Origin of the sequence: Azotobacter salinestris, assembly GCF_009363155.1 — a bacterium.
In the GTDB taxonomy this organism is placed as follows: domain Bacteria; phylum Pseudomonadota; class Gammaproteobacteria; order Pseudomonadales; family Pseudomonadaceae; genus Azotobacter; species Azotobacter salinestris.
This window is the reverse complement of record NZ_CP045302.1, coordinates 4,648,049-4,669,721: the sequence shown is the minus strand read 5'-3', so window position 1 is coordinate 4,669,721 and position 21,673 is coordinate 4,648,049. Positions and strand designations below refer to the sequence as shown.

General features: G+C 67.8%; 20 protein-coding genes. 15 read left to right on the top strand and 5 right to left on the bottom strand.

Translation table 11 applies throughout. The features are described from left to right. The first annotated feature begins 3 nt into the window (after positions 1–3). The 4 genes from xdhA to guaD all read left to right on the top strand — a co-directional run bounded on the left by xdhA (position 4) and on the right by guaD (position 6,207). Positions 4–1,452 (top strand): xanthine dehydrogenase small subunit, encoded by a 1,449-nt coding sequence (xdhA, locus tag GCU53_RS22110; protein WP_152389497.1) that lies wholly within the window; start codon positions 4–6, stop codon positions 1,450–1,452. Further along, positions 1,445–3,838: a xanthine dehydrogenase molybdopterin binding subunit gene (gene xdhB / locus GCU53_RS22105; protein ID WP_152389496.1), complete on the top strand. Its 2,394-nt coding sequence runs from the start codon at positions 1,445–1,447 to the stop codon at positions 3,836–3,838. The genes xdhA and xdhB overlap by 8 nt, the downstream gene beginning before the upstream one ends. A 93-nt stretch (positions 3,839–3,931) precedes the next feature. Next, a complete protein-coding gene (gene xdhC, locus GCU53_RS22100; RefSeq protein ID WP_152389495.1) occupies positions 3,932–4,774 on the top strand; it encodes a xanthine dehydrogenase accessory protein XdhC in 843 nt (280 codons plus the stop codon). A 134-nt stretch (positions 4,775–4,908) separates the two neighbouring features. Then, on the top strand, positions 4,909–6,207 hold the full coding sequence (gene guaD / locus GCU53_RS22095; protein ID WP_152390018.1) for a guanine deaminase: 1,299 nt from the start codon (positions 4,909–4,911) through the stop codon (positions 6,205–6,207). On the opposite strand, the gene GCU53_RS22090 is transcribed toward guaD, so the two are convergent. Both GCU53_RS22090 and GCU53_RS22085 read right to left on the bottom strand, forming a co-directional pair. Next, on the bottom strand, positions 6,202–7,716 hold the full coding sequence (locus GCU53_RS22090) for a class I adenylate-forming enzyme family protein (RefSeq protein ID WP_152389494.1): 1,515 nt from the start codon (positions 7,714–7,716) through the stop codon (positions 6,202–6,204). The genes guaD and GCU53_RS22090 overlap by 6 nt on opposite strands. Positions 7,717–7,718: 2 nt before the next feature. Next, the gene (locus GCU53_RS22085) at positions 7,719–8,897 is read right to left on the bottom strand and encodes an acetyl-CoA acetyltransferase (RefSeq protein WP_152389493.1); all 1,179 of its coding nucleotides are present in this window, start codon (positions 8,895–8,897) and stop codon (positions 7,719–7,721) included. Positions 8,898–9,172: 275 nt separating this feature from the next. Between GCU53_RS22085 and GCU53_RS22075 the strand changes: the two genes are divergently transcribed. After that, entirely contained in the window at positions 9,173–9,739 is a 567-nt protein-coding gene (locus GCU53_RS22075; RefSeq protein WP_152389492.1) for a LuxR C-terminal-related transcriptional regulator, read from the top strand. A gap of 26 nt (positions 9,740–9,765) precedes the next feature. On the opposite strand, the gene GCU53_RS22070 is transcribed toward GCU53_RS22075, so the two are convergent. Together GCU53_RS22070 and uraH are read right to left on the bottom strand one after the other, a co-directional pair. Further along, positions 9,766–9,951 (bottom strand): hypothetical protein, encoded by a 186-nt coding sequence (locus GCU53_RS22070; RefSeq protein ID WP_152389491.1) that lies wholly within the window; start codon positions 9,949–9,951, stop codon positions 9,766–9,768. A 41-nt stretch (positions 9,952–9,992) separates the two neighbouring features. Beyond that, positions 9,993–10,343: a hydroxyisourate hydrolase gene (uraH, locus tag GCU53_RS22065; RefSeq protein ID WP_152389490.1), complete on the bottom strand. Its 351-nt coding sequence runs from the start codon at positions 10,341–10,343 to the stop codon at positions 9,993–9,995. A 115-nt stretch (positions 10,344–10,458) separates the two neighbouring features. On the opposite strand from uraH, the gene puuE reads away from it, so the two are divergent. The 9 genes from puuE (at position 10,459) to GCU53_RS22020 (ending at position 18,547) form a co-directional block, all read left to right on the top strand. Further along, positions 10,459–11,388, top strand: a complete 930-nt coding sequence (gene puuE, locus GCU53_RS22060; RefSeq protein ID WP_152389489.1) for an allantoinase PuuE — start codon at positions 10,459–10,461, stop codon at positions 11,386–11,388. Further along, complete coding sequence (gene uraD, locus GCU53_RS22055; RefSeq protein WP_152389488.1) at positions 11,385–11,900, top strand: 2-oxo-4-hydroxy-4-carboxy-5-ureidoimidazoline decarboxylase; 516 nt, start codon at positions 11,385–11,387, stop codon at positions 11,898–11,900. The genes puuE and uraD overlap by 4 nt, the downstream gene beginning before the upstream one ends. 9 nt (positions 11,901–11,909) lie before the next feature. Beyond that, positions 11,910–12,905 (top strand): allantoicase, encoded by a 996-nt coding sequence (alc, locus tag GCU53_RS22050; RefSeq protein WP_152389487.1) that lies wholly within the window; start codon positions 11,910–11,912, stop codon positions 12,903–12,905. A 46-nt stretch (positions 12,906–12,951) separates the two neighbouring features. Next, positions 12,952–13,452, top strand: a complete 501-nt coding sequence (locus GCU53_RS22045) for an ureidoglycolate lyase (protein WP_152389486.1) — start codon at positions 12,952–12,954, stop codon at positions 13,450–13,452. 37 nt (positions 13,453–13,489) lie between these two features. Beyond that, on the top strand, positions 13,490–14,680 hold the full coding sequence (locus tag GCU53_RS22040) for a urate hydroxylase PuuD (protein WP_152389485.1): 1,191 nt from the start codon (positions 13,490–13,492) through the stop codon (positions 14,678–14,680). Between the two features lie 165 nt (positions 14,681–14,845). After that, on the top strand, positions 14,846–15,943 hold the full coding sequence (locus tag GCU53_RS22035) for an IS630 family transposase (RefSeq protein WP_152389484.1): 1,098 nt from the start codon (positions 14,846–14,848) through the stop codon (positions 15,941–15,943). Positions 15,944–16,079: 136 nt separating this feature from the next. Continuing rightward, on the top strand, positions 16,080–16,544 hold the full coding sequence (locus tag GCU53_RS22030) for an aldehyde dehydrogenase family protein (RefSeq protein WP_167520100.1): 465 nt from the start codon (positions 16,080–16,082) through the stop codon (positions 16,542–16,544). 18 nt (positions 16,545–16,562) lie between these two features. Next, complete coding sequence (mmsB, locus tag GCU53_RS22025; protein WP_152389482.1) at positions 16,563–17,459, top strand: 3-hydroxyisobutyrate dehydrogenase; 897 nt, start codon at positions 16,563–16,565, stop codon at positions 17,457–17,459. After that, positions 17,456–18,547: an enoyl-CoA hydratase/isomerase family protein gene (locus tag GCU53_RS22020; protein ID WP_152389481.1), complete on the top strand. Its 1,092-nt coding sequence runs from the start codon at positions 17,456–17,458 to the stop codon at positions 18,545–18,547. Before mmsB ends, GCU53_RS22020 begins: the two co-directional genes overlap by 4 nt. A 36-nt stretch (positions 18,548–18,583) precedes the next feature. On the opposite strand, the gene GCU53_RS22015 is transcribed toward GCU53_RS22020, so the two are convergent. After that, a complete protein-coding gene (locus GCU53_RS22015) occupies positions 18,584–18,883 on the bottom strand; it encodes a hypothetical protein (RefSeq protein WP_244306916.1) in 300 nt (99 codons plus the stop codon). A gap of 302 nt (positions 18,884–19,185) precedes the next feature. Between GCU53_RS22015 and GCU53_RS22010 the strand changes: the two genes are divergently transcribed. Next, positions 19,186–21,666, top strand: a complete 2,481-nt coding sequence (locus tag GCU53_RS22010) for a heavy metal translocating P-type ATPase (RefSeq protein WP_152389480.1) — start codon at positions 19,186–19,188, stop codon at positions 21,664–21,666. Positions 21,667–21,673: the final 7 nt, after the last annotated feature.

The window sequence follows — 21,673 nt, the reverse complement described above, 5'->3', positions numbered from 1 at the left end:
GCCGTGATCCAGTTTCTTCTCAACCGCGAGCTGCGCAGCGAACGCGCCCTCGACCCGAACCTCACGGTGCTGCGCTACCTGCGCGAGCACCTGCACCGCACCGGCACCAAGGAAGGCTGCGCCTCCGGCGACTGCGGCGCCTGCACCGTGGTGGTCGGCGAGCTGGTCGACGAGGGCGGCCGGGAACGCCTGCGCTACCGCAGCCTCAACGCCTGCCTGACCTTCGTCGCCGCCCTGCACGGCAAGCAGTTGCTCACGGTGGAAGACCTCCGGCACCAGGGGCAGCTGCACAGCGTGCAGCAGGCGGTGGTCGACCAGCACGCCTCGCAGTGCGGCTTCTGCACGCCCGGCGTGGTCATGTCGCTGTTCGCCCTGCAGAAGAACGCCGGCGGTCCCGACCGGGACGAGGCCTGCACGGCCCTGGCCGGCAACCTCTGCCGCTGCACCGGCTACCGGCCGATCCTCGCCGCCGCCGAGCAGGCCTGCAGCGCTGCGCCGCCGGACCAGTTCGACGCCGCCGAGGCCGAGATCGTCGCCGCGCTCAAGGCCATCGCCCGGGACGGCACCGAGCTGGCCGACGGCGACAGGCGCTGCCTGCTGCCGGCCAGCGTCGCCGAACTGGCCGCGCTCTACGCGGCCCACCCCGAAGCGCGGCTGTTCGCCGGCGGCACCGACCTCGCCCTGGAGGTGACCCAGCAGCACCGCGCCCTGCCGCTGACCATCCACCTCGGCCGGATCGAGGAGCTGAAGCGGGTGACGGTGGGCAACGAGGCCATCGAGATCGGTGCCGCCACGCCGCTCACCGACTGCTATGCCGCGCTGGCCGCCGAGTACCCAGACTTCGGCGCCCTGCTCGCGCGCTTCGCCTCCCTGCAGATCCGCAACCAGGGCACCCTGGGCGGCAACATCGGCAACGCCTCGCCGATCGGCGACGCACCGCCGCTGCTGATCGCCCTCGGCGCGCGCCTGCTGCTGCGCAAGGGCGAGGCCAGCCGCAGCCTGGCGCTGGAGGACTTCTTCCTCGACTACCGGGTCACCGCCCTGGAGCCGGGCGAGTTCATCGAGAAGATCCTCGTGCCGCGCGCCCGTCCCGGCCAGGCGTTTCGCGCCTACAAGCTGTCCAAGCGCCTGGACGACGACATCTCGGCGGTCTGCGCCGCCTTCAACCTGCAGATCGAGGACGGCCGGGTGCGCGGAGCGCGCATCGCCTTCGGCGGCATGGCGGCGACGTCCAGACGCGCCGCGGCCTGCGAGCAGGCCCTGCTCGGCCAGCCGTTCGATGCCGCTGCCATCGAGCGCGCCTGCGCGGCGCTGGCCGGCGACTTCGCGCCGCTCAGCGATTTCCGCGCCAGCCGCGAGTACCGCCTGCTCGCCGCGCAGAACCTGCTGCGCAAGGCCTTCCTCGAACTGCACACGCCGGCACTGCCGACCCGGGTGACCGATCATGTCTAACCTCACACCCCATACCCAGGAAGAACTCGCCGCGCTGTTCCGCGCGGAGCTGGTCAGCGGCGTCGGCCGCAGCGTCAGGCACGAGAGCGCGGCCAAGCACGTGACCGGCGAGGCGCTCTACGTCGACGATCGCCTGGAGTTTCCCAACCAGCTGCACGTCTACGCGCGCCTGTCCGAGCGTGCCCATGCGCGCATCCTCAGGATCGACACCGCGCCATGCTACGCCGTCCCCGGCGTGGCCATCGCCATCACCAGCGCCGACGTGCCCGGCAAGCTGGACATCGGCCCGGTGTTCCCCGGCGACCCGCTGCTCGCCGACGGCACCGTGCAGTACCTCGGCCAGCCGGTGCTGGCGGTGGCCGCCGACAGCCTGGAGAACGCCCGCCGCGCGGCGCTGGCGGCGGTGATCGAGTACGAGGACCTGGAGCCGGTGCTGACGGTGGACGAGGCCCTGCGCCGCCAGCAGTTCGTCCTCGACAGTCACAGCCACCGGCGCGGCGACGCGGCCGCGGCGCTGGCCAGCGCCCCCCATCGCCTCGCCGGCAGCCTGCGGATCGGCGGCCAGGAGCATTTCTACCTGGAGACGCAGATCGCCGCGGTGCTGCCCACCGAGGACGGCGGCATGCTGGTCCACAGCTCGACCCAGCACCCCACCGAGGTGCAGAAGCTGGTCGCCGAGGTGCTCGGCGTGCCGATGAACAAGGTGGAAGTGGACATGCGCCGCATGGGCGGCGGCTTCGGCGGCAAGGAAACCCAGGCCGCGGCGCCGGCCTGCCTATGCGCGGTGATCGCCCGCCTCACCGGGCGGCCGACCAAGATGCGCCTGCCGCGCAACGAGGACATGCGCATCACCGGCAAGCGCCATCCCTTCCAGCTGGAGTACGAGGTCGGCTTCGACGACGACGGCCGCCTGCACGGCGTGCACATCCAGCTGGCGGCCAACTGCGGCTATTCGCCGGACCTCTCGGGGGCCATCGTCGACCGCGCGATGTTCCACGCCGACAACGCCTACTACCTGGGCGAAGCGCTGATCGACGGCCACCGCTGCAAGACCAACCTCGCCTCGAACACCGCCTTTCGCGGCTTCGGCGGCCCGCAGGGGATGCTCGCCATCGAGGAGATCATGGACGCCATCGCCCGCCGGCTCGGCAAGGACCCGCTCGCGGTGCGCAAGCTCAACTACTACGGCAAGAGCGAGCGCAACGTCACCCACTACCACCAGACGGTGGAACACAACCTGCTCGAGGAGATGACCGCCGAGCTGGAAGCAAGCTGCGACTACGCCGCACGCCGCGAGGAAATCCGCGCCTTCAACGCGCAGAGCCCGGTGCTGAAGAAGGGCCTGGCGCTGACTCCGGTGAAGTTCGGCATCAGCTTCACGTCGAGCTTCCTCAACCAGGCCGGCGCACTGGTGCACGTCTACACCGACGGCAGCATCCACCTCAACCACGGCGGAACCGAGATGGGCCAGGGCCTCAACACCAAGGTTGCCCAGGTAGTCGCCGAGGTGTTCCAGGTGGACATCGCGCGCATCCAGATCAGCCCGACGAACACCGGCAAGGTGCCCAACACCTCGCCCACCGCCGCCTCCAGCGGCGCCGATCTGAACGGCAAGGCGGCCAAGGAAGCTGCGCAGACCATCAAGCAGCGCCTGGTCGAATTCGCCGCCCGGCACTGGCAGGTCGGCGAGGAAGATGTGCAGTTCAGGAACGGCCAGGTGCGCATCCGCGACCGCTACCTGAGCTTCGAGGAGCTGATCCAGGCGGCCTACGTCGGCCAGGTGTCGCTCTCCAGCACCGGCTTCTACCGTACGCCGAAGATCTACTACGACCGCGCCCAGGCGCGCGGCCGGCCGTTCTACTACTACGCCTTCGGCATGGCCTGCGCCGAGGTGCTGGTCGACACCCTGACCGGCGAGTACCGCCTGCTGCGCGCCGACATCCTCCACGACGTCGGCGCCTCGCTGAACCCGGCCATCGACATCGGCCAGGTCGAGGGCGGCTTCGTCCAGGGCATGGGCTGGCTGACCAGCGAGGAGCTGGTCTGGGACGACAAGGGCCGCCTGCTCACCGCCGGGCCGGCCAGCTACAAGATCCCCACGGTCGCCGATGTGCCGGCCGATCTGCGGGTCAAGCTGGTGGAGAACCGCCGCAACCCGGAGGACACGGTGTTCCACTCCAAGGCCGTCGGCGAGCCGCCGTTCATGCTCGGCATCTCCGTGTGGTGCGCGATCAAGGACGCCGTGGCCAGCCTCGCCGACTACCGCCTGCAGCCGGCCATCGACGCCCCGGCGACCCCGGAGCGGGTGCTCTGGGGCGTGGAGCAGATGAAAAGGCTGCAGCAGCCCCAAGGTGCGGTGCACGAGCACACGGGCGAATCAACGTAGGGTGGAAAACCGCGAAGCGTTTTCCACCGTATCCATCTTCGGGGGCTCAAGGTGGACAAGCAAAGCGTTGTCCACCCTACCAAGGACCAAACCATGAGCAACATGAGCTGGATCGACGCCCTCGCCGACCTCAAGCAACGCGGCGAACCCTGCGTGCTGGTGACCATCGTCGAGGAGCAGGGCTCCACGCCGCGCAATGCCGGGGCGAAGATGGTGGTCGAGCGCGAGCGGCTGCACGACACCATCGGCGGCGGCCACCTGGAATTCAAGGCCCTGCAGATCGCCCGCGAGATGCTGGAGAGCCGCAGCCAGGCCGCGCGCCTGGAGCGCTTCGCCCTCGGCGCCAGCCTCGGCCAGTGCTGCGGCGGCGCCACCGTGCTGCTGTTCGAACCGCTGGGCCAGCCGCAGGCGCGTATCGCCCTGTTCGGCGCCGGCCACGTCGGCCGCGCCCTGGCGCCGCTGCTCGCCGGCCTGCCGTGCCGGCTGCGCTGGATCGACGCGCGCGCGCAGGAATTCCCCGACCCCGTACCGGCCGGGGTGGAACAGGTGGTGAACGACGAGGTGCTCGTGGAGGTCGAGCGGATGCCCGCCGGCAGCTACTTCATCGTCATGACCCACGATCACCAGCTCGACCTGCAGCTCGCCGAGGCCATCCTCAAACGCAACGACTTCGCCTATTTCGGGCTGATCGGCTCGAAGAGCAAGCGCGCCCGCTTCGAGCACCGCCTGCACGAACGCGGCCTGGCCGCCGAAGTGGTGCAGCGCATGCGCTGCCCGATGGGCCTGCCCGAGGTGAAGGGCAAGCTGCCGCTGGAAATCGCCATCTCCATCGCCGGCGAGGTGATCGCCACCTACAACGCCCGTTTCGGAGAGGAAAGCCAGGGCGGCGAGCGCATCGCCAGACTGCTGCCAGCCTCGCGACGCAGCCCGGCCTGAAAGTCTGTAGGGTGGATGGCCGAAGCCATTCACCATGGCAGACAAGCCTGCGGCGTTGTCCACCCTACAAACTGATCGCCAGCCAGCTGGCTCCTACCTTGTCGGGACCGACTCAACACATGAAGGACCGTCCGATGCACGCCTACCGCGCCGCCCTGCTCCACTGCCTCGCCGATCCCCGCGTGGTCGGCATCGAGCGTTCCTGCCAGTATTTCGAGGATGGCCTGCTGCTGGTCGAGGACGGCAAGGTGGCGCAGATCGGCGACGCCGCCAGCCTGCTGCCGACCTTGCCGGCCGGGGTCGAAGTGGTCGAGTACCATGACGCGCTGATCCTTCCCGGCTTCGTCGACACCCACATCCACTACCCGCAGCTGGACGTGATCGCCTCCTACGGCACCCAGTTGCTGGAGTGGCTGGAAACCTACACCTTCCCCGCCGAGGCGCGCTTCGCCGACCCGGCGCATGCCCGCGCCCAGGCGCGCCTGTTCCTCGCCGAGCTTCTGCGCAACGGCACCACCACCGCGCTGGTGTTCGCCACCGTGCATCCGCAGTCGGTGGATGCCTTCTTCGAGGAGGCGAGTCGACTCGACCTGCGGATGATCGCCGGCAAGGTGCTGATGGACCGCAATGCCCCGGACGACCTGCGCGACGACGCCGCCTCCGGCTACGACGAGAGCAAGACGCTGATCGAGCGCTGGCACGGCAAGGGCCGCCTGCACTATGCCGTCACCCCGCGCTTCGCGCCGACCAGCACGCCCGAGCAGCTCGAGCTGGCCGGCCGGCTGCTGCGCGAATACCCCGGGCTCTACCTGCACACCCACCTGTCCGAGAACCGCGCGGAGATCGAGTGGGTGAAGGAGCTGTTCCCCGAGCGCAAGCACTACCTGGACGTCTACGACCACCACCGCCTGCTCGGCGCCCGCTCGGTGTTCGCCCACGGCATCCATCTCTGCGACGACGAGTGCTGGCGCCTCGGCGCGAGCGGCTCGGCGGTGGCTTTCTGCCCGACCTCCAACCTGTTCCTCGGCAGCGGCCTGTTCGACCTGGCCAGGCTGGAAGGGCACGGCGTGCGCGTCGGCCTGGGCACGGACGTCGGCGGCGGCACCAGCTTCTCCCAACTGCAGAGCCTCAACGAGGCCTACAAGGTGCTGCAGCTGCAGGGGCAGCAGCTCGATCCGTTCAAGGCCCTGTACCTGGCCACCCTCGGCGGCGCCCGGGCGCTTTATCTGGACGAACAGATCGGCAACCTGCAACCGGGCAAGGACGCCGATTTCGTGGTGCTGGACTACAAGGCCACGCCGCTGCTCGCCCGCCGCCTGGAACAGGCGCGCAGCCTCGAGGAAAAACTCTTCGCCCTGATGATCCTTGGCGACGACCGGGCGGTGCGGGAAACCTTCGCTGCCGGGCGTTCGGTGCATCGGCGCGGGTCATAGGCAGCGGCGCAGTTCGCTCTTGAGAGTCTTGCCGTAGCTGTTCTTCGGCAGCTCCTGGCTGAACAGGTAGCGTTTGGGCTTCTTGAACGATGCCATGCGCTCGATGAACCAGGCGTTGAGAGCCTGCGCGCTCGCCTGCTCGCCCGGACGAAGGACGACGAAGGCCACCACGCGTTCTCCCCAGTCGGGATCCGGCTCGCCGACCACCGAAACTTCGGAGATCGCCGGATGCAGCGCCAGCACCTCCTCCACTTCGCGGGGATAGATATTGCTGCCCCCGGAGATGATCACGTCCTTGGAGCGGTCGGTGAGAGTCAGCAATCCATCCTGGTCCAGGTAACCGATGTCGCCGGTATATAACCAGCCGTCCACCAGAGTCGCACCGGTTGCCGCCTCGTTGCGCCAATAGCCCTGCATTACGCTGGGACCGCGCACGACAACCTCGCCGGGCTGGCCTGGTGGCAGTGGATGACGCGATCCATCCACCACGCAGACCTCGACGCACGACTGCGCATAGCCGACCGAGAACGCCAGCCGCTGCCAATCCGACCGGGCTCGGTCGGCGATCAGCTCGCGAGAGAGCGCCGTGATCGTCATCGGACTTTCGCCCTGGCCGTAGATCTGGATCAGCCGCGGGCCGAAGGTCGCCACCGCCTCCTGCAGATCGGCCAGATACATGGGTGCGCCGCCGTAGACGATGGACTTGATGCCGTCGCCGTCATAACCCTGGCGCCGTGCCTCTTCGACCATGCGCTTGACCATGGTCGGTGCCGCGAACAGGGTCAGTTGCCCCAGCCTCCTGGCCAGCCCGAACAGCTCGGCGGCATCGAAGCCGCGTGAGGCGGGAATCACGTGCCGGGCTCCGCAGCGAACATGGATGAAGTTGTACAACCCCGCCCCATGGGACATGGGCGCGGCATAGACGCAAGCGTCGTCCGCGCTGACTGGATCGACATCGACCGGATAGCAGAGGGACATCGCCGTCAGGTTGCCGTGGGAAAGCATCACCCCCTTGGAGCGCCCCGTGGTGCCGGAGGTATAGAACAGCCAGGCGAGGTCGTCCGGGCTGCGCCGGGTGGGACCTGCCCATAGAGGGGCGGCCTGCTTAAGTCGCTCGATCGTGCTTCCGCGGCCGGCCAACTCCCGGCATTGCGCGGGCAGTTCGCCCTCGGCGAACAGGCTTCCGTCGTCGGTGAAGATCAGCCGGGCCTGAGCGTCGTCGGCGATCCAGGCAGCCTCGCTGCGATGCAGCTTGCAGTTGATCGGTACCGCTACCGCGCCGGCCCACCAGATGGCGTAGAGCAGCTCCAGGTACTCGCAGCAGTTCTTCATGAACAGCGCGACGTGCTCTCCCGGCGCGATGTCGTAGTCATCGCGCAGCGCCGTTGCCAGCGCGCCGGCGCTGGCCGCGAACGTCCGGTAGTTCGCGACCGGCCGCTCGCCTTCGTACAGGGCCGGCCGCTCGGGCCAGCGGCGCGCGGCATCGTTCAGCCAGTTGGCGAGGTTCATGGTCAGGCCCTCTCCGCTTGCAGCACGCTGGCGTAATTCGCCACCGCCATGCCGCCCATGTTGAACACCAGGCCGAACTCTGGCTGCTGCAGGGCGATGCCCATGGGCTTGCCGGTGAGCTGGCGGAACGCCATGGCGTGCATCGACACCCCGGTCGCGCCCACCGGATGGCCCTTGGCCTTGAGGCCTCCGGAGAGGTTCACCGGCAGACGCCCGTCGGCCAGTACCGTGCCATCCTCCAGCGCGCGGAATCCCTCGCCTTTCGGTGCCAGCCCCATGGCTTCGTAGATCATCAGCTCGGCGATGGTGAAGCAGTCATGCACCTCGGCGAAGTGCAGGTCGGCAAGGGTCACACCGGCATGCTCCAGGGCGGATCGGATCGCCCGCTGCGGACCTTCGAAGGCCAGGAAGTCCCGCCTCGAGAGGGGCAGGAAGTCGTTGACCTGAGCCATGGCGCGGATGGCCACGCTGCGGCGGAACTGCCTGGCCCGCTTCGTCGAGGCCAGCACGATTGCCGCAGCGCCGTCGGAGATCAGCGAACAATCGGTCAGGCGCAGTGGCGGCGCGATCAGCGGGTTGCTCTCGGACACCGTGTTGCAGTGTTCGAGGCTCATCTCCCTGTGCATCTGCGCCAGCGGGTTGCTCATGGCATTGCCATGGTTCTTAACCGCTATGGCTGCCATCGCTCCCAGCGGATCCCGGTAGCGCTCTCCATATTGCCGGGCGGCCATGCCGAACTGCTGCGGGAAGCTCAAGGCGGCCTCCTGCGGATCATTCTGGTAGCCGGCGCCAGCCAGGGCACGGGTGACGACGCTGGTGGAGTTGGAGGTCATCTTTTCCGCACCGACCACCAGTACCAGTTCGGCAGCGCCCGAGCGGATCGCGCAGATCCCGGCCCGGATCGCCGCGGAACCCGAGGCGCAGGCGTTTTCGCAACGGCTGGCCGGCTTGAAGCGCAGCGCCGGGTCCGCCTGCAGCGCCAGCGAGGCCGGGAAGCCATCCGCCACCATTCCCGAATTGAAATGGCCGAGGAACACCGCATCGATCTCCGCCGCGTCCACCGCGGCCTCTTCCAGCGCCTCGCGCGTCGCCTCGACGATCAGGTCCTCGAGCGTGCGGCCTTCCAGCCTGCCGAAACGGGTGTGGCCGCTGGCCACGATGGATACCGAATCCGTGATCATTTGAATTGCCTCTGTTGCTGACCGGGTGACGGCGGCTCGGCCGAGAAGGCGGCTTTCGCCACGGTCTCCCGTTGTTGTTATGAGGACCGAAAACCATGAGGTCTTGTAGCGACATCGACCGGTACGCAGCGGCGCTGTCGGTGTGCTGGATTTACGATGGCGCACGATTGGCACGCCCGGTATGCGTGCAACTACGTACAAGCGTGAGTATTGGTGGCCGGGCGGATCAGGTCGTTTAGGCTGTACTTGAAGGCAAATCGCATGAAGGACAAGGTATGGCAGCACATACGTCCGAACCTGGCGATCTGGCCGGCCTGGCGTTCCGGGTTTCGCCAGCGCCGCAGGTGATCACCGGAAATCGCCTGATACTCGACTGCAACGAAGCGTTCCAACGTCTGTTCGGCTATGAGCGTCAGGAACTGCTTGGCCAGCTGATCCTGCGGCTCTATCCCTCGCGCGCCGACTACCGGGCGATTGGCGAGCGTTGCCTGAGCTGGCTGCGCAAGAGTCGCTCCTACTCCGACGAACGATTCATGCAGCAGTGCGACGGCAAAGTCTTCTGGGCGCATGCCGATGGCTACACGCTGACGCCCGAGGAACCCTTCCGGCTGATGGTCTGGCACTTCGAGCGCATCGACCGTTCCATCCGCGCGACAGTGAACCTGACGCCTCGCGAGCGGGAAATCTCGGCGTACATCGTCAACGGCCTTACCTGCAAGGAGATCGGCCGCAAGCTGGGAATTTCCCACCGAACTGTGGAAGTACATCGGGCGCGCCTGATGAAGAAGCTAACGGCAAAGAACAGCGCAGATTTGGTCTCCAAGATCATTGTTCTGAATTGATTCAATCTGACGCTAGCGTCCGCTACTCACCCAACGCCACCTGGCGTGACGCGCAGCAGACCATCAATCGGCTCCTGGCAGGAACTGCAGTTGCCGGAGACGCGCAAGGGATTGCAGCCGCTGCACAGGTACTCGCCCTGCTCGGCCAGGGCCAGGCTGGCCAGGTCGTCGACCAGCGGCTCGGCGCGGCCGTGGAGGTTGCGCAGTACCACCGAGGGCACTCCAGTCGAGAGTGCCCCACGACAAGGCTGCTCTAACTGCCGCGGTAGGTCGAATACCCGTAGGGCGACACCAGCAGCGGCACGTGGTAATGCCCCTCGCCGCCCAGCCTGACGCGCAGCACCACCACGTCGAGAAAGGCCGGCTCGGCCAGGCTCAGCCCGCGGCGGCGGTAGTAGTCGCCGGCATGAAAATGCAGCTCGTAGACGCCGGCGCGAAACGCCTCGCCCTCCAGCAGCGGCGCGTCGCAGCGCCCGTCGGCATTGGTCACGGCCTGCGCCAGCAGTTGCCGCTGCTCGCCGTCGAGCCGGTAGAGGTCGATGGCGATGCCCGCGCCGGGGCAGCCGTGGGTGGTGTCGAGCACGTGGGTGGTCAGTCTGGCCATGGGTACTGCGGAGCCGGCGGCCCCTTCCTCCTGCATCCGGATGAGCGGTAGATTTGCAGGAAATACCCTTGGCTCGATAGTTTCAAGCCCAGACACCCGCCGATAGGAGACTCTCGTGACCAGCCCCTACCCCCGCGACCTGATCGGTTACGCCGGCCAGCCGCCCCATCCGCACTGGCCGGGCGAGGCGCGCATCGCCCTGTCCTTCGTGCTCAACTACGAGGAAGGCGGCGAGCGCTGCATCCTCCACGGCGACCAGGAGTCCGAGGCCTTCCTCTCCGAGATGGTCGCCGCCCAGCCGCTGCCGGGCGTGCGCAACCTGTGCATGGAGTCGCTCTACGAATACGGCAGCCGCGCCGGGGTCTGGCGCCTGCTCGAGCTGTTCCGCCGCGAGGGCATTCCGCTCACCGTGTTCGCCGTGGCCATGGCCGCCGAGCGTCATCCCGAAGTCATCAGGACGATGGTCGCCGACGGCCACGAGATCTGCAGCCACGGCTACCGCTGGATCGACTATCAGTACATGGACGAGGCCGAGGAGAAGGCGCATCTGGACCGGGCCATCGACATCCTCGCCCGGATCGCCGGCGGACGCCCGCTCGGCTGGTACACCGGGCGCCTCGGCCCCAACACCCGTCGGCTGGTGCGCGAGGAAGGCGGCTTTCTCTACGACTCGGACGCCTACGACGACGACCTGCCCTACTGGGACCCGGCCTCCACAGCGGCAAAACCCCATCTGGTGATCCCCTACACCCTGGACACCAACGACATGCGCTTCACCCAGGTACAGGGCTTCAACAGCGGCGACGACTTCTTCACCTACCTCAAGGACGCCTTCGACGTGCTCTACGCCGAGGGCGAGGCCGGCGCGCCGAAGATGCTCTCGATCGGCATGCACTGCCGCCTGCTCGGCCGCCCGGCGCGCTTCGCCGCCCTGCAGCGCTTCGTCGACTACGTGAAGGGCCATGACAAGGTCTGGTTCGCCCGACGCATCGACATCGCCCGCCACTGGCATGCCACCCACCCCTTTCCGGGAGCCGGCCAATGACCGCCTTCGCCACCGTCAAGCCCTCGTCCCTGTCCCGCGAGGCGTTCATCGAAACCTTCGGCGGCGTCTACGAGCACTCGCCGTGGATCGCCGAAACCGTCTTCGACCAGGGAATCGGCCAGGAAGACGACGACATCGAGCGCCTGCACGCGCGCCTGGCACAGGTCGTCCGCGCCGCGCCCCACGAAGCGCAGCTGGCGCTGATCCAGGCCCACCCGGACCTGGCCGGCAAGGCCGCGGTGCGCGGCGAGCTGAGCGCGGCCAGCACGGCCGAGCAGGCCGGCGCCGGCATTCAGGACTGCACGCCCGAAGAGTTCGAGCGCTTCGAGCGCCTCAATGCCGCCTACCAGGCACGCTTCGGCTTCGTCTTCATCATGGCGGTGAAGGGCAGCGACCGGCAGCGGATCCTCGCCGCCTTCGAGGAGCGCCTGAACCACACGCCCGAGCAGGAATTCGCCCGCGCCCTGGCCGAAATCGACAAGATCGCCCTGTTCCGCCTGCAGGCGATGTAAGGACCACACATGAAGAACTACGCCGCCCCCTTCGAGAAATACCTGAACCTCGCCGACGCCCGCCTCGGCACCCGCGCCCTCCACGTCACCGACGACTGGTTCGCGCCGGTCGAGCGGATGCTCCAGCCCACCGAGCCCGAGTGGAAGGAAGGCGTCTACGACGACAACGGCAAGTGGATGGACGGCTGGGAGTCGCGGCGCAAGCGCTTCGAGGGCTACGACCACGTGGTGCTGCGCCTCGGCGTACCCGGCACGATCAAGGGCGTGGACATCGACACCCGCCATTTCACCGGCAACTACCCACCGTCCGCCTCGCTGGAAGCCTGCTTCCTCGCCGAAGGCGATCCCGACGAGCACACCGAATGGGTCGAGCTGCTGCCGGCGGTGGAGCTTCAGGGCAACAGCCACCACTACCACGCCATCGCCGACCAGCGTCCCTGGAGCCACCTGCGCTTCAACATCTACCCGGACGGCGGCGTGGCGCGCCTGCGCGTCTACGGCATCCCCTACCGCGACTGGAGCGCGGTCGGCGCCGACGAGTCGCTCGATCTGGCCGCCGCGCTCAACGGCGGGCGCGCCCTGGCCTGCTCCGACGAGCACTTCGGGCGCATGGGCAACCTGCTCAACCCGGGACGCGGGGTGAACATGGGCGACGGCTGGGAAACCGCGCGCCGCCGCACCCCGGGCAACGACTGGGTGATCGTCGCCCTCGGCCATCCCGGCGAAATCGAGCGGATCGTCGTCGACACCCTGCACTTCAAGGGCAACTACCCGGACAGCTGCTCGATCCAGGCGGCCTTCGTGAAAGGCGGTACCGACAGCCAGATCGAGACCCAGAGCCTGTTCTGGCGCGAGCTGCTGCCCAGCCAGAAGCTCTCGATGCACCAGGAGCACGAGTTCGTCGGAGAGATCAAGCCGCTCGGGCCGATCACCCACGTGCGCCTGAACGTCTTCCCCGACGGCGGCGTCAGCCGCCTGCGACTGTTCGGGCGGCTGGCCCGCTGATCCCCACCCTTCTCCCCCGAGGGGAGAGCGAGCCACTGGAGGCCCCATGCGCACCCTGAGCATCGAACCCCTGAGCAAGGCCGCCTTCGCCCCCTTCGGCGAGGTGATCGAAACCGAGGGCAGCGACCATTTCCTGATCAACAACGGCTCGACCCGCCGTTACCACGCCCTCGCCCAGGTGCAGACCAGCGCGCCGGAGGACCGGGCCATCGTCAGCATCTTCGTCGCCCGCCCCCTGCCGATGCCGCTGACCATCCGCATGCTGGAGCGCCACCCGCTGGGCAGCCAGGCGTTCGTGCCGCTGCGCGGCAACCCCTTCCTGATCGTGGTCGCCCCGCCGGGCGACGCCCCGCGCCCGGAACAGGTCCGCGCCTTCCTCGGCAACGGCCGCCAGGGCATCAACTACCAGCGCGGCGTCTGGCACCATCCGGTGCTGGCGCTGGTGGACGACGACGAGTTTCTGGTGATCGACCGCAGCGGCGCCGGCGCCAACTGCGACGAGCACTTCTTCGGCGAAGGCGAGCAACTGCTCCTGCGCCATCCGTGACAGACAGGCCCGCTGGCGCGGGCCAGAGGTATCCTGCGTGGAAGCACACCTGACCGAATGGCTGAACCTCGCCATCCGCTGGATTCACATGATCGTCGGCATCGCCTGGATCGGCGCCTCCTTCTATTTCGTCTGGCTGGAGAACAACCTCGACCGGTGCAATCCCCGCGAAGGACTCGCCGGCGATCTCTGGGCGATCCACGGCGGCGGCATCTACCACCTGGAAAAGTACAAGCTGGCCCCGCCGCGCATGCCGGAGAAGCTCCACTGGTTCAAGTGGGAGGCCTACAGCACCTGGCTGTCCGGCATCGCCCTGCTCACGGCGGTCTACTACTTGAATCCCGGCCTCTACCTGCTCGCCCCCGGCAGCGCGCTGCCGCCGGCAGCGGCGGTGGCTCTGGGCTTCGGCTCGCTGATCGCCGGCTGGTTCGTCTACGACCGCCTGTGCGATTCGCCGCTGGGCAAACGCCCGGCGCTGCTCGGCGGCGTGCTGTTCGCGCTGATCGTCCTCGCCGCCTGGGGCTACAGCCAGGTGTTCGGCGGGCGCGCCGCCTACATCCACACCGGCGCGCTGATCGGCACCCTGATGGTCGGCAACGTGTTCCGCATCATCATGCCGGCGCAGCGCGATCTGGTGAAAGCCATCGAGGAAGGCCGTGCACCGGACCCGCGCCTGCCGGCCAAGGGCCTCCTGCGCTCGCGGCACAACAACTACCTGACGCTGCCGGTGCTGTTCATCATGATCAGCAACCACTTCCCCAGCACCTACGGCAGTTCGTGGAACTGGGCGATCCTCGCCGGCCTCTCGGCGCTCGCCGTGCTGGTGCGCCACTACTTCAACACCCGGCACCGGAGCCAGCGCTTCGCCTGGGCGCTGCCGGCCGCAGCCCTAGGGATGCTCTGCCTGGCCTTCGTCAGCGCGCCGCGTCAGGTGTCCGCGCCGGCCGCCGGCAACAAGGCGCCGGCCGGCCGGTTCGACCGAGTCGCCGACGTGATCCACACGCGCTGCACGGTCTGCCACTCCGCCAGGCCCACCAGCCCGCTGTTCGCCAGCGCACCGGGCGGGGTGGTGCTCGACAGTCCCGAGCAGATCCGCAGCCTGGCGCCGAAGATCCACGCCCAGGCGGTGGCCAGTCAGCTCATGCCGCTCGGCAACATCACCGGAATGACAGTGGAGGAACGCGAACTGATCGGCGCCTGGATCGCCGCCGGGGCGCGGATCGACTGAAGCGTGCGGACATCGCACGTTTTAGTGCCGGACATTGATCCCCGGCGGTACTTCGCATGCCGCAATGGGGCACAGTCTGCGCCGAAGCTAGTGTGGTGAATCACAACTACTCAGGATAAGACTTGTCTACCGCGGAGCTGACAGAGTTTTTTCGGAGGGCATGCGATGAAAACAGGCCGCCCAGCCGTTCGGATCGAACTGACCGAACACGAGCATGCCGAACTCACCCGCCGCCGAGCCAGGCACAAGGGGCCTGCCGATATGCAGCTGCGCGCCGAGATCATTCTGTCCTGCGCTCGAGGCGAGTCCGGCTCTTCCATTGCTCGACGGCTCGGCATTACGGCGCAAACCGTTTCGAGGTGGCGCCTTCGCTTCGCCCGTTTGGGCCTGCAAGGCCTCAATGACGAGCCGCGCTCAGGCCGCCCACGCAGCATCAGTGATGAAAAGGTCCAGGAAGTGGTCGACCGGGTGCGGCAGACCAGGCCCGACGATGCCAGTCATTGGAGCTCGCGCCGGATGAGCAAGGCCACCCATATTTCACCGGCGAGCGTACAGCGTATCTGGCGAGCCTTCGGGCTCAAGCCTCACCTGGAGCACACCTTCAAGCTGTCCACCGATCCTGCCTTTGTCGACAAGGTGCAGGATATCGTAGGGCTCTACCTGAATCCGCCGGATAAAGCGCTGGTACTGTGCGTCGATGAGAAAAGCCAGATCCAGGCGCTCAATCGAACACAGCCGGGGCTGCCGCTGGAGCCTGGGTATCCGGCGACCCGTACCCATGATTATCAGCGCCATGGCACGACGTCCTTGTTTGCCGCCCTGGATGTGGCCACCGGCGAGGTGATCGGACGTCTCAAGCGCCGTCACCGCAGCGCAGAATTCCTGGAGTTTCTCAGGGCCATCGAGGAAACGGTCGAGAGCGACAAGGCCATACACCTGATCATGGATAACTATGCCGTGCACAAGACCGACAAGGTGCGTGCCTGGCTTGTCGCACACCCGCGTCATCATGTGCATTTCACCCCGACGTCTGCGTCATGGCTGAATCTGGTGGAGCGCTTTTTCTCGATGCTCACCCAGAAGTGGATAAGGCGCCAGGCCCATACCAGCGTGAAGGATCTCGAGCAGGCCATCGAGTATTACCTGGCGACTTACAACCAGAATCCAAGGCCCTTCCGCTGGAGTAAGGGAGCAGGTGAAATCCTGGCCTCTGTCGGCAGGGCTGCTCGAGCCTTGCAAATAAATAATGAAGCGAACTTGTGATTCACCACACTAGCGCATTTCGACGAATTTGCAATTGGCAATAGCGCCAATGGCAGCGGCAGAGTCGCACTGCTAGCCTCCTAGGCAGAGTCCGCCCCAGCATCGGGCGAGAACAACAATAAGAATGGGGTTTCCCATGAGCGAGCAAGGCGCCATTCCCCGCGTCGGGCGACTGATCGACGGCCAGTTCGTCGACTCCGCCGGTGGGCAGTGGCGCAACGTGGCCGACCCGGCCAGCCGGCAAGTTCTGGCCCGCGTCCCCTTCGCCCCTGCGGCGGAGCCGAACGCGGCGGCGGCTGGCGCCCTCATGGCTTCCAGGAGCCGGCGCAAGACGCCGATCGCCGCCGGCACACGGATTCCTCTCAACTACCGGCAACCGATCCGCAAGAACCTCGAGAAGCTGGCGGCGATCCGCACCGCCAAGCAGGTCAAGTCCCTGGCCGATGCCGGAGGTGGCGGACTCCGGGGCCGGCAGCTCGGCGACCCGGCCCTCTACGGCAAGCCGACCGTGGAGCTCGCCCCGACCAGGACCGCCCCCCAGCGCTGGTTCGGCGAAGACGCAGTCGGCGGTCCGCTGGACACCACCATCGCCCTCAAGTGAGCCGCGGAGGAAATCGTCATGCACATCGGCTTCATCGGACTCGGCAACATGGGGGCGCCGATGGCGCGCAACCTGCTCAAGGCCGGTCACCGCCTGAGCGTCTGCGACCTCTCCGAAGCGGCCGTCGCCGCCCTGGTCGAGGCCGGGGCGAGCGCCTGCGACTCGCCCGCCGCCGTGGCGCACAGCGAAGCCGAGCTGATCATCACCATGCTGCCCGCCGCCACCCATGTGAAGACGGTCTACCTCGGCGAAGACGGTCTGCTCGCCCATGTCCGCCCCGGCGTCCTGCTGATCGACAGCTCCACCATCGACCCGCTGAGCGCCCGCGAAGTCGCCGCCGCAGCCCGGACGTGCGGCAACCCCATGCTCGATGCGCCGGTCTCCGGCGGCACGGCGGGCGCCGCGGCCGGCACCCTGACCTTCATGGTCGGCGGCGCCGCGGAGGATTTCGAGCGGGCCCGGCCGGTCCTCGCCGCCATGGGCCGCAACATCGTTCACTGCGGCGATGCCGGCAATGGCCAAGTGGCCAAGGTCGCCAACAACCTGCTGCTCGGCATTTCCATGATCGGCGCCGCCGAGGCGATGAGCCTGGGCGTGGCCCTGGGCATGGACGCCAAAGTGCTGGCCGGGGTGATCAACAGCTCGAGCGGCCGCTGCTGGAGCTCGGACACCTACAACCCCTTTCCCGGCGTGCTGGAAAACGTCCCCGCCGCCCGCGGCTACAGCGGGGGCTTTCGCAGCAACCTGATGCTCAAGGACCTCGGACTGGCCAGCGAGGCTGCCCGCCACGTCGGCCAGCCGGTGCCCCTCGGCGCCCTCGCCCAGCAGCTCTACCAGGTTTTCGTCACCCAGGGCAACGAAGCCCTGGATTTCTCCGCGATTATCCACCTCTACAACAAGGACAATCACCCATGACGCACCTTTCCGACTGCCCCGTACTGGTTACGGAGCGCAACCGCATCGGCCACCTGACGCTGAACCGTCCGGCCAGCCTCAACACCCTGACCCTGCCGATGGTCTGCGCCCTGCATCGCCAGCTCGAAGCCTGGGCGGCGGACCCGACGATCCTCGCCGTGGTACTGCGCGGCGCCGGCAACAAGGCCTTCTGCGCCGGCGGCGACATCCGTGCCCTGTACGACAGCTTCCGCGCCGGCGACGGCCGCCACCTGACCTTCTTCGAGAAGGAATACGCCCTCGACTACTACCTGCACTGCTACCCCAAGCCGGTGCTGGCCCTGATGGACGGCTTCGTTCTCGGTGGCGGTCTGGGCCTGGTCCAGGGCAGCATGCTGCGGGTGATCAGCGAGCGGACCCGGATCGGCATGCCGGAAGTCGGCATCGGCTACTTCCCGGACGTCGGCAGCAGCTACTTCCTCTCCCGCCTGCCCGACGCCCTCGGCCTCTACCTGGGCATCACCGGCGTGCATCTGTCGCCTGCCGATGCCCTCTACGCCGGCCTGGCCGACTGGTACCTGCCCAGCGAGGGCTTCGCCGAGCTGGAGCGCAGCCTCGATGACCTGACCTGGGAGGTGCATCCGCGCCAGGCGCTCGGCAACCTGCTGGCCGCCTTCGGCAAGCGTCACCTGCCGGGCTCCGAGCTCAAGAAGCTGCACCCAGCCATCGAAACCCACTTCTCGCAGCCGGATATTCCGACCATCCGTGCCTCGCTGCTCGCCGAGCACCGTCCGGAATACCGCGCCTGGGCCGAGGAAACCGTCCGGCTGATGGACAGCCGCTCGCCACTGGCGCTCTGCGTGACCCTGGAGCTGCTGCAGCGTGGTCGCCATCTGTCCCTCGACGACTGCTTCGCCCTGGAACTGCATCTGGATCGCCAGTGGTTCGAACGGGGCGACATCATGGAAGGCGTGCGGGCGCTGCTGGTCGACAAGGACAAATCGCCGCGCTGGAATCCGCCGACCCTCGCCGAGGTCCGGCCCGAGCAGGTCCAGGCCTTCTTCGCCGACTTCAGGTCCGGCGAAGAGCGGATGGGTTTGGTGGGGTGAGAAAACGGCCCGGCTCAAGGCCGGGCCGGAAAGTTCTCAGCGGGTGACGGTTTTGCTGGAATTGGTGGAGGACTCGGCAGGCTGGGGCTTGCCGGAGCTGGACAGGGTGTTCTCGGCCACCTCCTCCGCACCGTCACCGACCAGCATGCCGACGCCGGCACCGATCAGCATGCCGATCGGGCCGCCGATGGCGCCGATCATCATGCCGTTCATGCCGCCCAGCGACTTGCCGTGCGAGACATTGGAATCGGCGTCTTCGCGGACCTCGGCGGCCTTCACGGCGCCGGCGAGCATCGACAGACTGAGGGTCAGGGTTAGGACACCGGAAGTTTTCATGACAGCGGTTCCCTCCGAGGAACATGTTGTTGATCTTTGCCATTCCCAATGCCGATGGAACGGAGTCGGGCAAAATAATGGCGACTGAAAATCTGATGAACTGACTCCTTCCCTGGCCAGGCCGACATCCGGGCACTGTCGTACCCGCGGCCACTCCTGCATGTGTAGCATTTTGCCAGCCAGCTCTCCCCCAACCGATGATTTGGGACAAGCCGCACGCACGCAGATGCCTCTCGAGCGTTGACCTTGCCACCACGGCAAGCTCTAAGGTAGCCGGCAGTCGAGATTTGCGAGGAACCTCCATGGAGTCATCGATCAGCGCCCACCATCCAGACCAGGCGGCGCATCTGAGCCTCACCATCGAAGGCATGACCTGCGCGTCCTGCGTCGGAAGGGTCGAGCGCGCCCTGAACAAGGTGCCCGGCGTGACGGGTACCAGCGTCAACCTGGCCAGCGAACGGGCGGATGTCGCCTTCGCCGGCGCCCCCGATGTCGACGCCGCCATCGCCGCGGTGCACAAGGCCGGCTACCAGGTCGCCGAAGACGGCATCGAGCTGAGCGTGACCGGCATGACCTGCGCATCCTGCGTCGGCCGCGTCGAGCGTGCACTGAACAAGGTGCCCGGGGTGACGGGAGCCAGCGTCAACTTGGCCAGCGAGCGGGCCCAGGTGCGCGTCCTGCGCGGCGTGCCGACGACCGCCCTGATCGCCGCCATCGAGCGTGCCGGCTATGCGGCCAAACCCGTAACCGCCACCAGCGAGTTGCTCGACGCCGAGGAGGCTCGGCGCGGTGCCGAACTGGCCTCGCTCAAGCGTGCCCTGGCGCTGGCCGCCGTCCTCACCCTGCCGGTGTTCGTGCTGGAGATGGGCGCGCATCTGGTTCCGGCCCTGCATCACCTGATCCTCGCCACCCTCGGGCAACAGGCCAACTGGATCCTGCAGTTCGTCCTCAGCGCGCTGGTAATGTTCGGCCCCGGCCTGCGCTTCTTCCAGAAAGGCGTCCCGGCCCTGCTGCGCGGGGCGCCGGACATGAACTCGCTGGTCGCGGTCGGCACCAGCGCCGCCTGGCTGTTCTCGCTGGTCGCCACCTTCGCCCCCGGCCTGCTGCCGTCCGGCACCGTGCACGTCTACTACGAGGCGGCGACGGTGATCATCACCCTGATCCTGCTCGGCCGCTTCCTCGAGACGCGTGCCAAGGGGCGCACCTCGGAAGCGATCAAGCGTCTGATCGGCCTGCAGGCCAAGACCGCCCGGGTCCGCCGCGACGGCCAGGTCGAGGAACTGGCCATCGAGGAAGTGCGCAGCGGCGACCTGCTCGAGGTGCGTCCCGGCGAGCGCATTCCGGTGGACGGCGAGGTGACCGAGGGTGCGAGCTTCGTCGACGAATCGATGATCACCGGCGAGCCGGTGCCGGTCGAAAAGGCGCCCGGCGCCGGCGTGGTCGGCGGCACCATCAACCAGAACGGCGCCCTGACCCTGCGCGCCACCCGCATCGGCGGCGACACCGTGCTGGCGCAGATCATCCACATGGTCGAGCAGGCCCAGGGCGCCAAGCTGCCGATCCAGGCCCTGGTCGACCGCGTCACCCTGTGGTTCGTCCCGGCGGTGATGCTCGCCGCCCTGCTCACCTTCTTCGCCTGGATGCTCTTCGGCCCTGCTCCGGCGCTGACCTTCGCCCTGGTCAACGCGGTGGCCGTGCTGATCATCGCCTGTCCCTGCGCCATGGGTCTGGCCACGCCCACCTCGATCATGGTCGGCACCGGCCGTGCTGCCGAGCTAGGCGTGCTGTTCCGCAAGGGCGAGGCCCTGCAGCTGCTCAAGGACGCGAACGTGGTGGCGCTGGACAAGACCGGTACCCTGACCCGCGGCAAGCCCGAGCTGACCGACCTGATCCTCGCCGAGGGCTTCGAACGCGGCGCCGTGCTGGGTCGAATCGCTGCCGTCGAAGCGCGCTCCGAGCATCCGATCGCCCGCGCCATCGTCGATGCGGCACAGACCGAGGGCCTCGCCCTCGGCCAGCTGGACGACTTCGAGGCGGTCACCGGCTATGGCGTGCGCGCCACGGTGGACGGCATGCGGGTGGAGATCGGCGCCGACCGCTTCATGGCTCAGCTGGGCCTTGACGTGGGGCTCTTTGCCAGCGAGGCCCGGCGCCTCGGTGACGAGGCCAAGACGCCGCTCTACGCCGCCGTCGATGGCCGCCTGGCCGCCATGCTGGCGGTGGCCGACCGGATCAAGGACGGCACCCCAGCGGCGATCCATGCCCTGCACGCGCTGGGCATCCGGGTGGCGATGATCACCGGCGACAACCGCCGCACCGCCGAAGCCATCGCCCGACAGTTGGGCATCGACGAGGTGGTGGCCGAAGTGCTGCCGGACGGCAAGGTCGAGGCGGTCAAGCGCCTCAAGGCCGGATACGGGCAGATCGCCTATGTCGGCGACGGCATCAACGACGCCCCGGCGTTGGCCGCGGCGGATGTCGGCCTGGCCATCGGCAGCGGCACCGACATCGCCATCGAGGCGGCCGACGTGGTGCTGATGTCCGGCGATCTGCGCGGCGTGCCCACGGCCATCGCCCTGTCCCGCGCGACCCTCGGCAACATCCGGCAGAACCTGTTCTGGGCCTTCGCCTACAACACCGCGCTGGTCCCGCTGGCCGCCGGCGCGCTCTACCCGGTCAACGGCATGCTGCTCTCGCCGATCTTCGCCGCTGGCGCCATGGCCCTGTCCAGCGTGTTCGTGCTCGGCAACGCGCTGCGCCTGAAGCGTTTCCAGCCGGCCTGAGCGGAGC

Bases quoted from the DNA above. Each gene is read 5' to 3' on its own strand.
- GCU53_RS22020 (WP_152389481.1), top strand. From the start codon at position 17,456: ATGACGCACCTTTCCGACTGCCCCGTACTGGTTACGGAGCGCAACCGC.
- GCU53_RS22015 (WP_244306916.1), bottom strand. From the start codon at position 18,883: ATGAAAACTTCCGGTGTCCTAACCCTGACCCTCAGTCTGTCGATGCTC.
- GCU53_RS22090 (WP_152389494.1), bottom strand. From the start codon at position 7,716: ATGAACCTCGCCAACTGGCTGAACGATGCCGCGCGCCGCTGGCCCGAG.
- GCU53_RS22035 (WP_152389484.1), top strand. From the start codon at position 14,846: ATGAAAACAGGCCGCCCAGCCGTTCGGATCGAACTGACCGAACACGAG.
- alc (WP_152389487.1), top strand. From the start codon at position 11,910: ATGAAGAACTACGCCGCCCCCTTCGAGAAATACCTGAACCTCGCCGAC.
- uraH (WP_152389490.1), bottom strand. From the start codon at position 10,343: ATGGCCAGACTGACCACCCACGTGCTCGACACCACCCACGGCTGCCCC.
- xdhC (WP_152389495.1), top strand. From the start codon at position 3,932: ATGAGCAACATGAGCTGGATCGACGCCCTCGCCGACCTCAAGCAACGC.
- GCU53_RS22045 (WP_152389486.1), top strand. From the start codon at position 12,952: ATGCGCACCCTGAGCATCGAACCCCTGAGCAAGGCCGCCTTCGCCCCC.
- GCU53_RS22085 (WP_152389493.1), bottom strand. From the start codon at position 8,897: ATGATCACGGATTCGGTATCCATCGTGGCCAGCGGCCACACCCGTTTC.
- uraD (WP_152389488.1), top strand. From the start codon at position 11,385: ATGACCGCCTTCGCCACCGTCAAGCCCTCGTCCCTGTCCCGCGAGGCG.
- GCU53_RS22010 (WP_152389480.1), top strand. From the start codon at position 19,186: ATGGAGTCATCGATCAGCGCCCACCATCCAGACCAGGCGGCGCATCTG.
- xdhB (WP_152389496.1), top strand. From the start codon at position 1,445: ATGTCTAACCTCACACCCCATACCCAGGAAGAACTCGCCGCGCTGTTC.
- GCU53_RS22075 (WP_152389492.1), top strand. From the start codon at position 9,173: ATGGCAGCACATACGTCCGAACCTGGCGATCTGGCCGGCCTGGCGTTC.
- mmsB (WP_152389482.1), top strand. From the start codon at position 16,563: ATGCACATCGGCTTCATCGGACTCGGCAACATGGGGGCGCCGATGGCG.
- guaD (WP_152390018.1), top strand. From the start codon at position 4,909: ATGCACGCCTACCGCGCCGCCCTGCTCCACTGCCTCGCCGATCCCCGC.
- GCU53_RS22030 (WP_167520100.1), top strand. From the start codon at position 16,080: ATGAGCGAGCAAGGCGCCATTCCCCGCGTCGGGCGACTGATCGACGGC.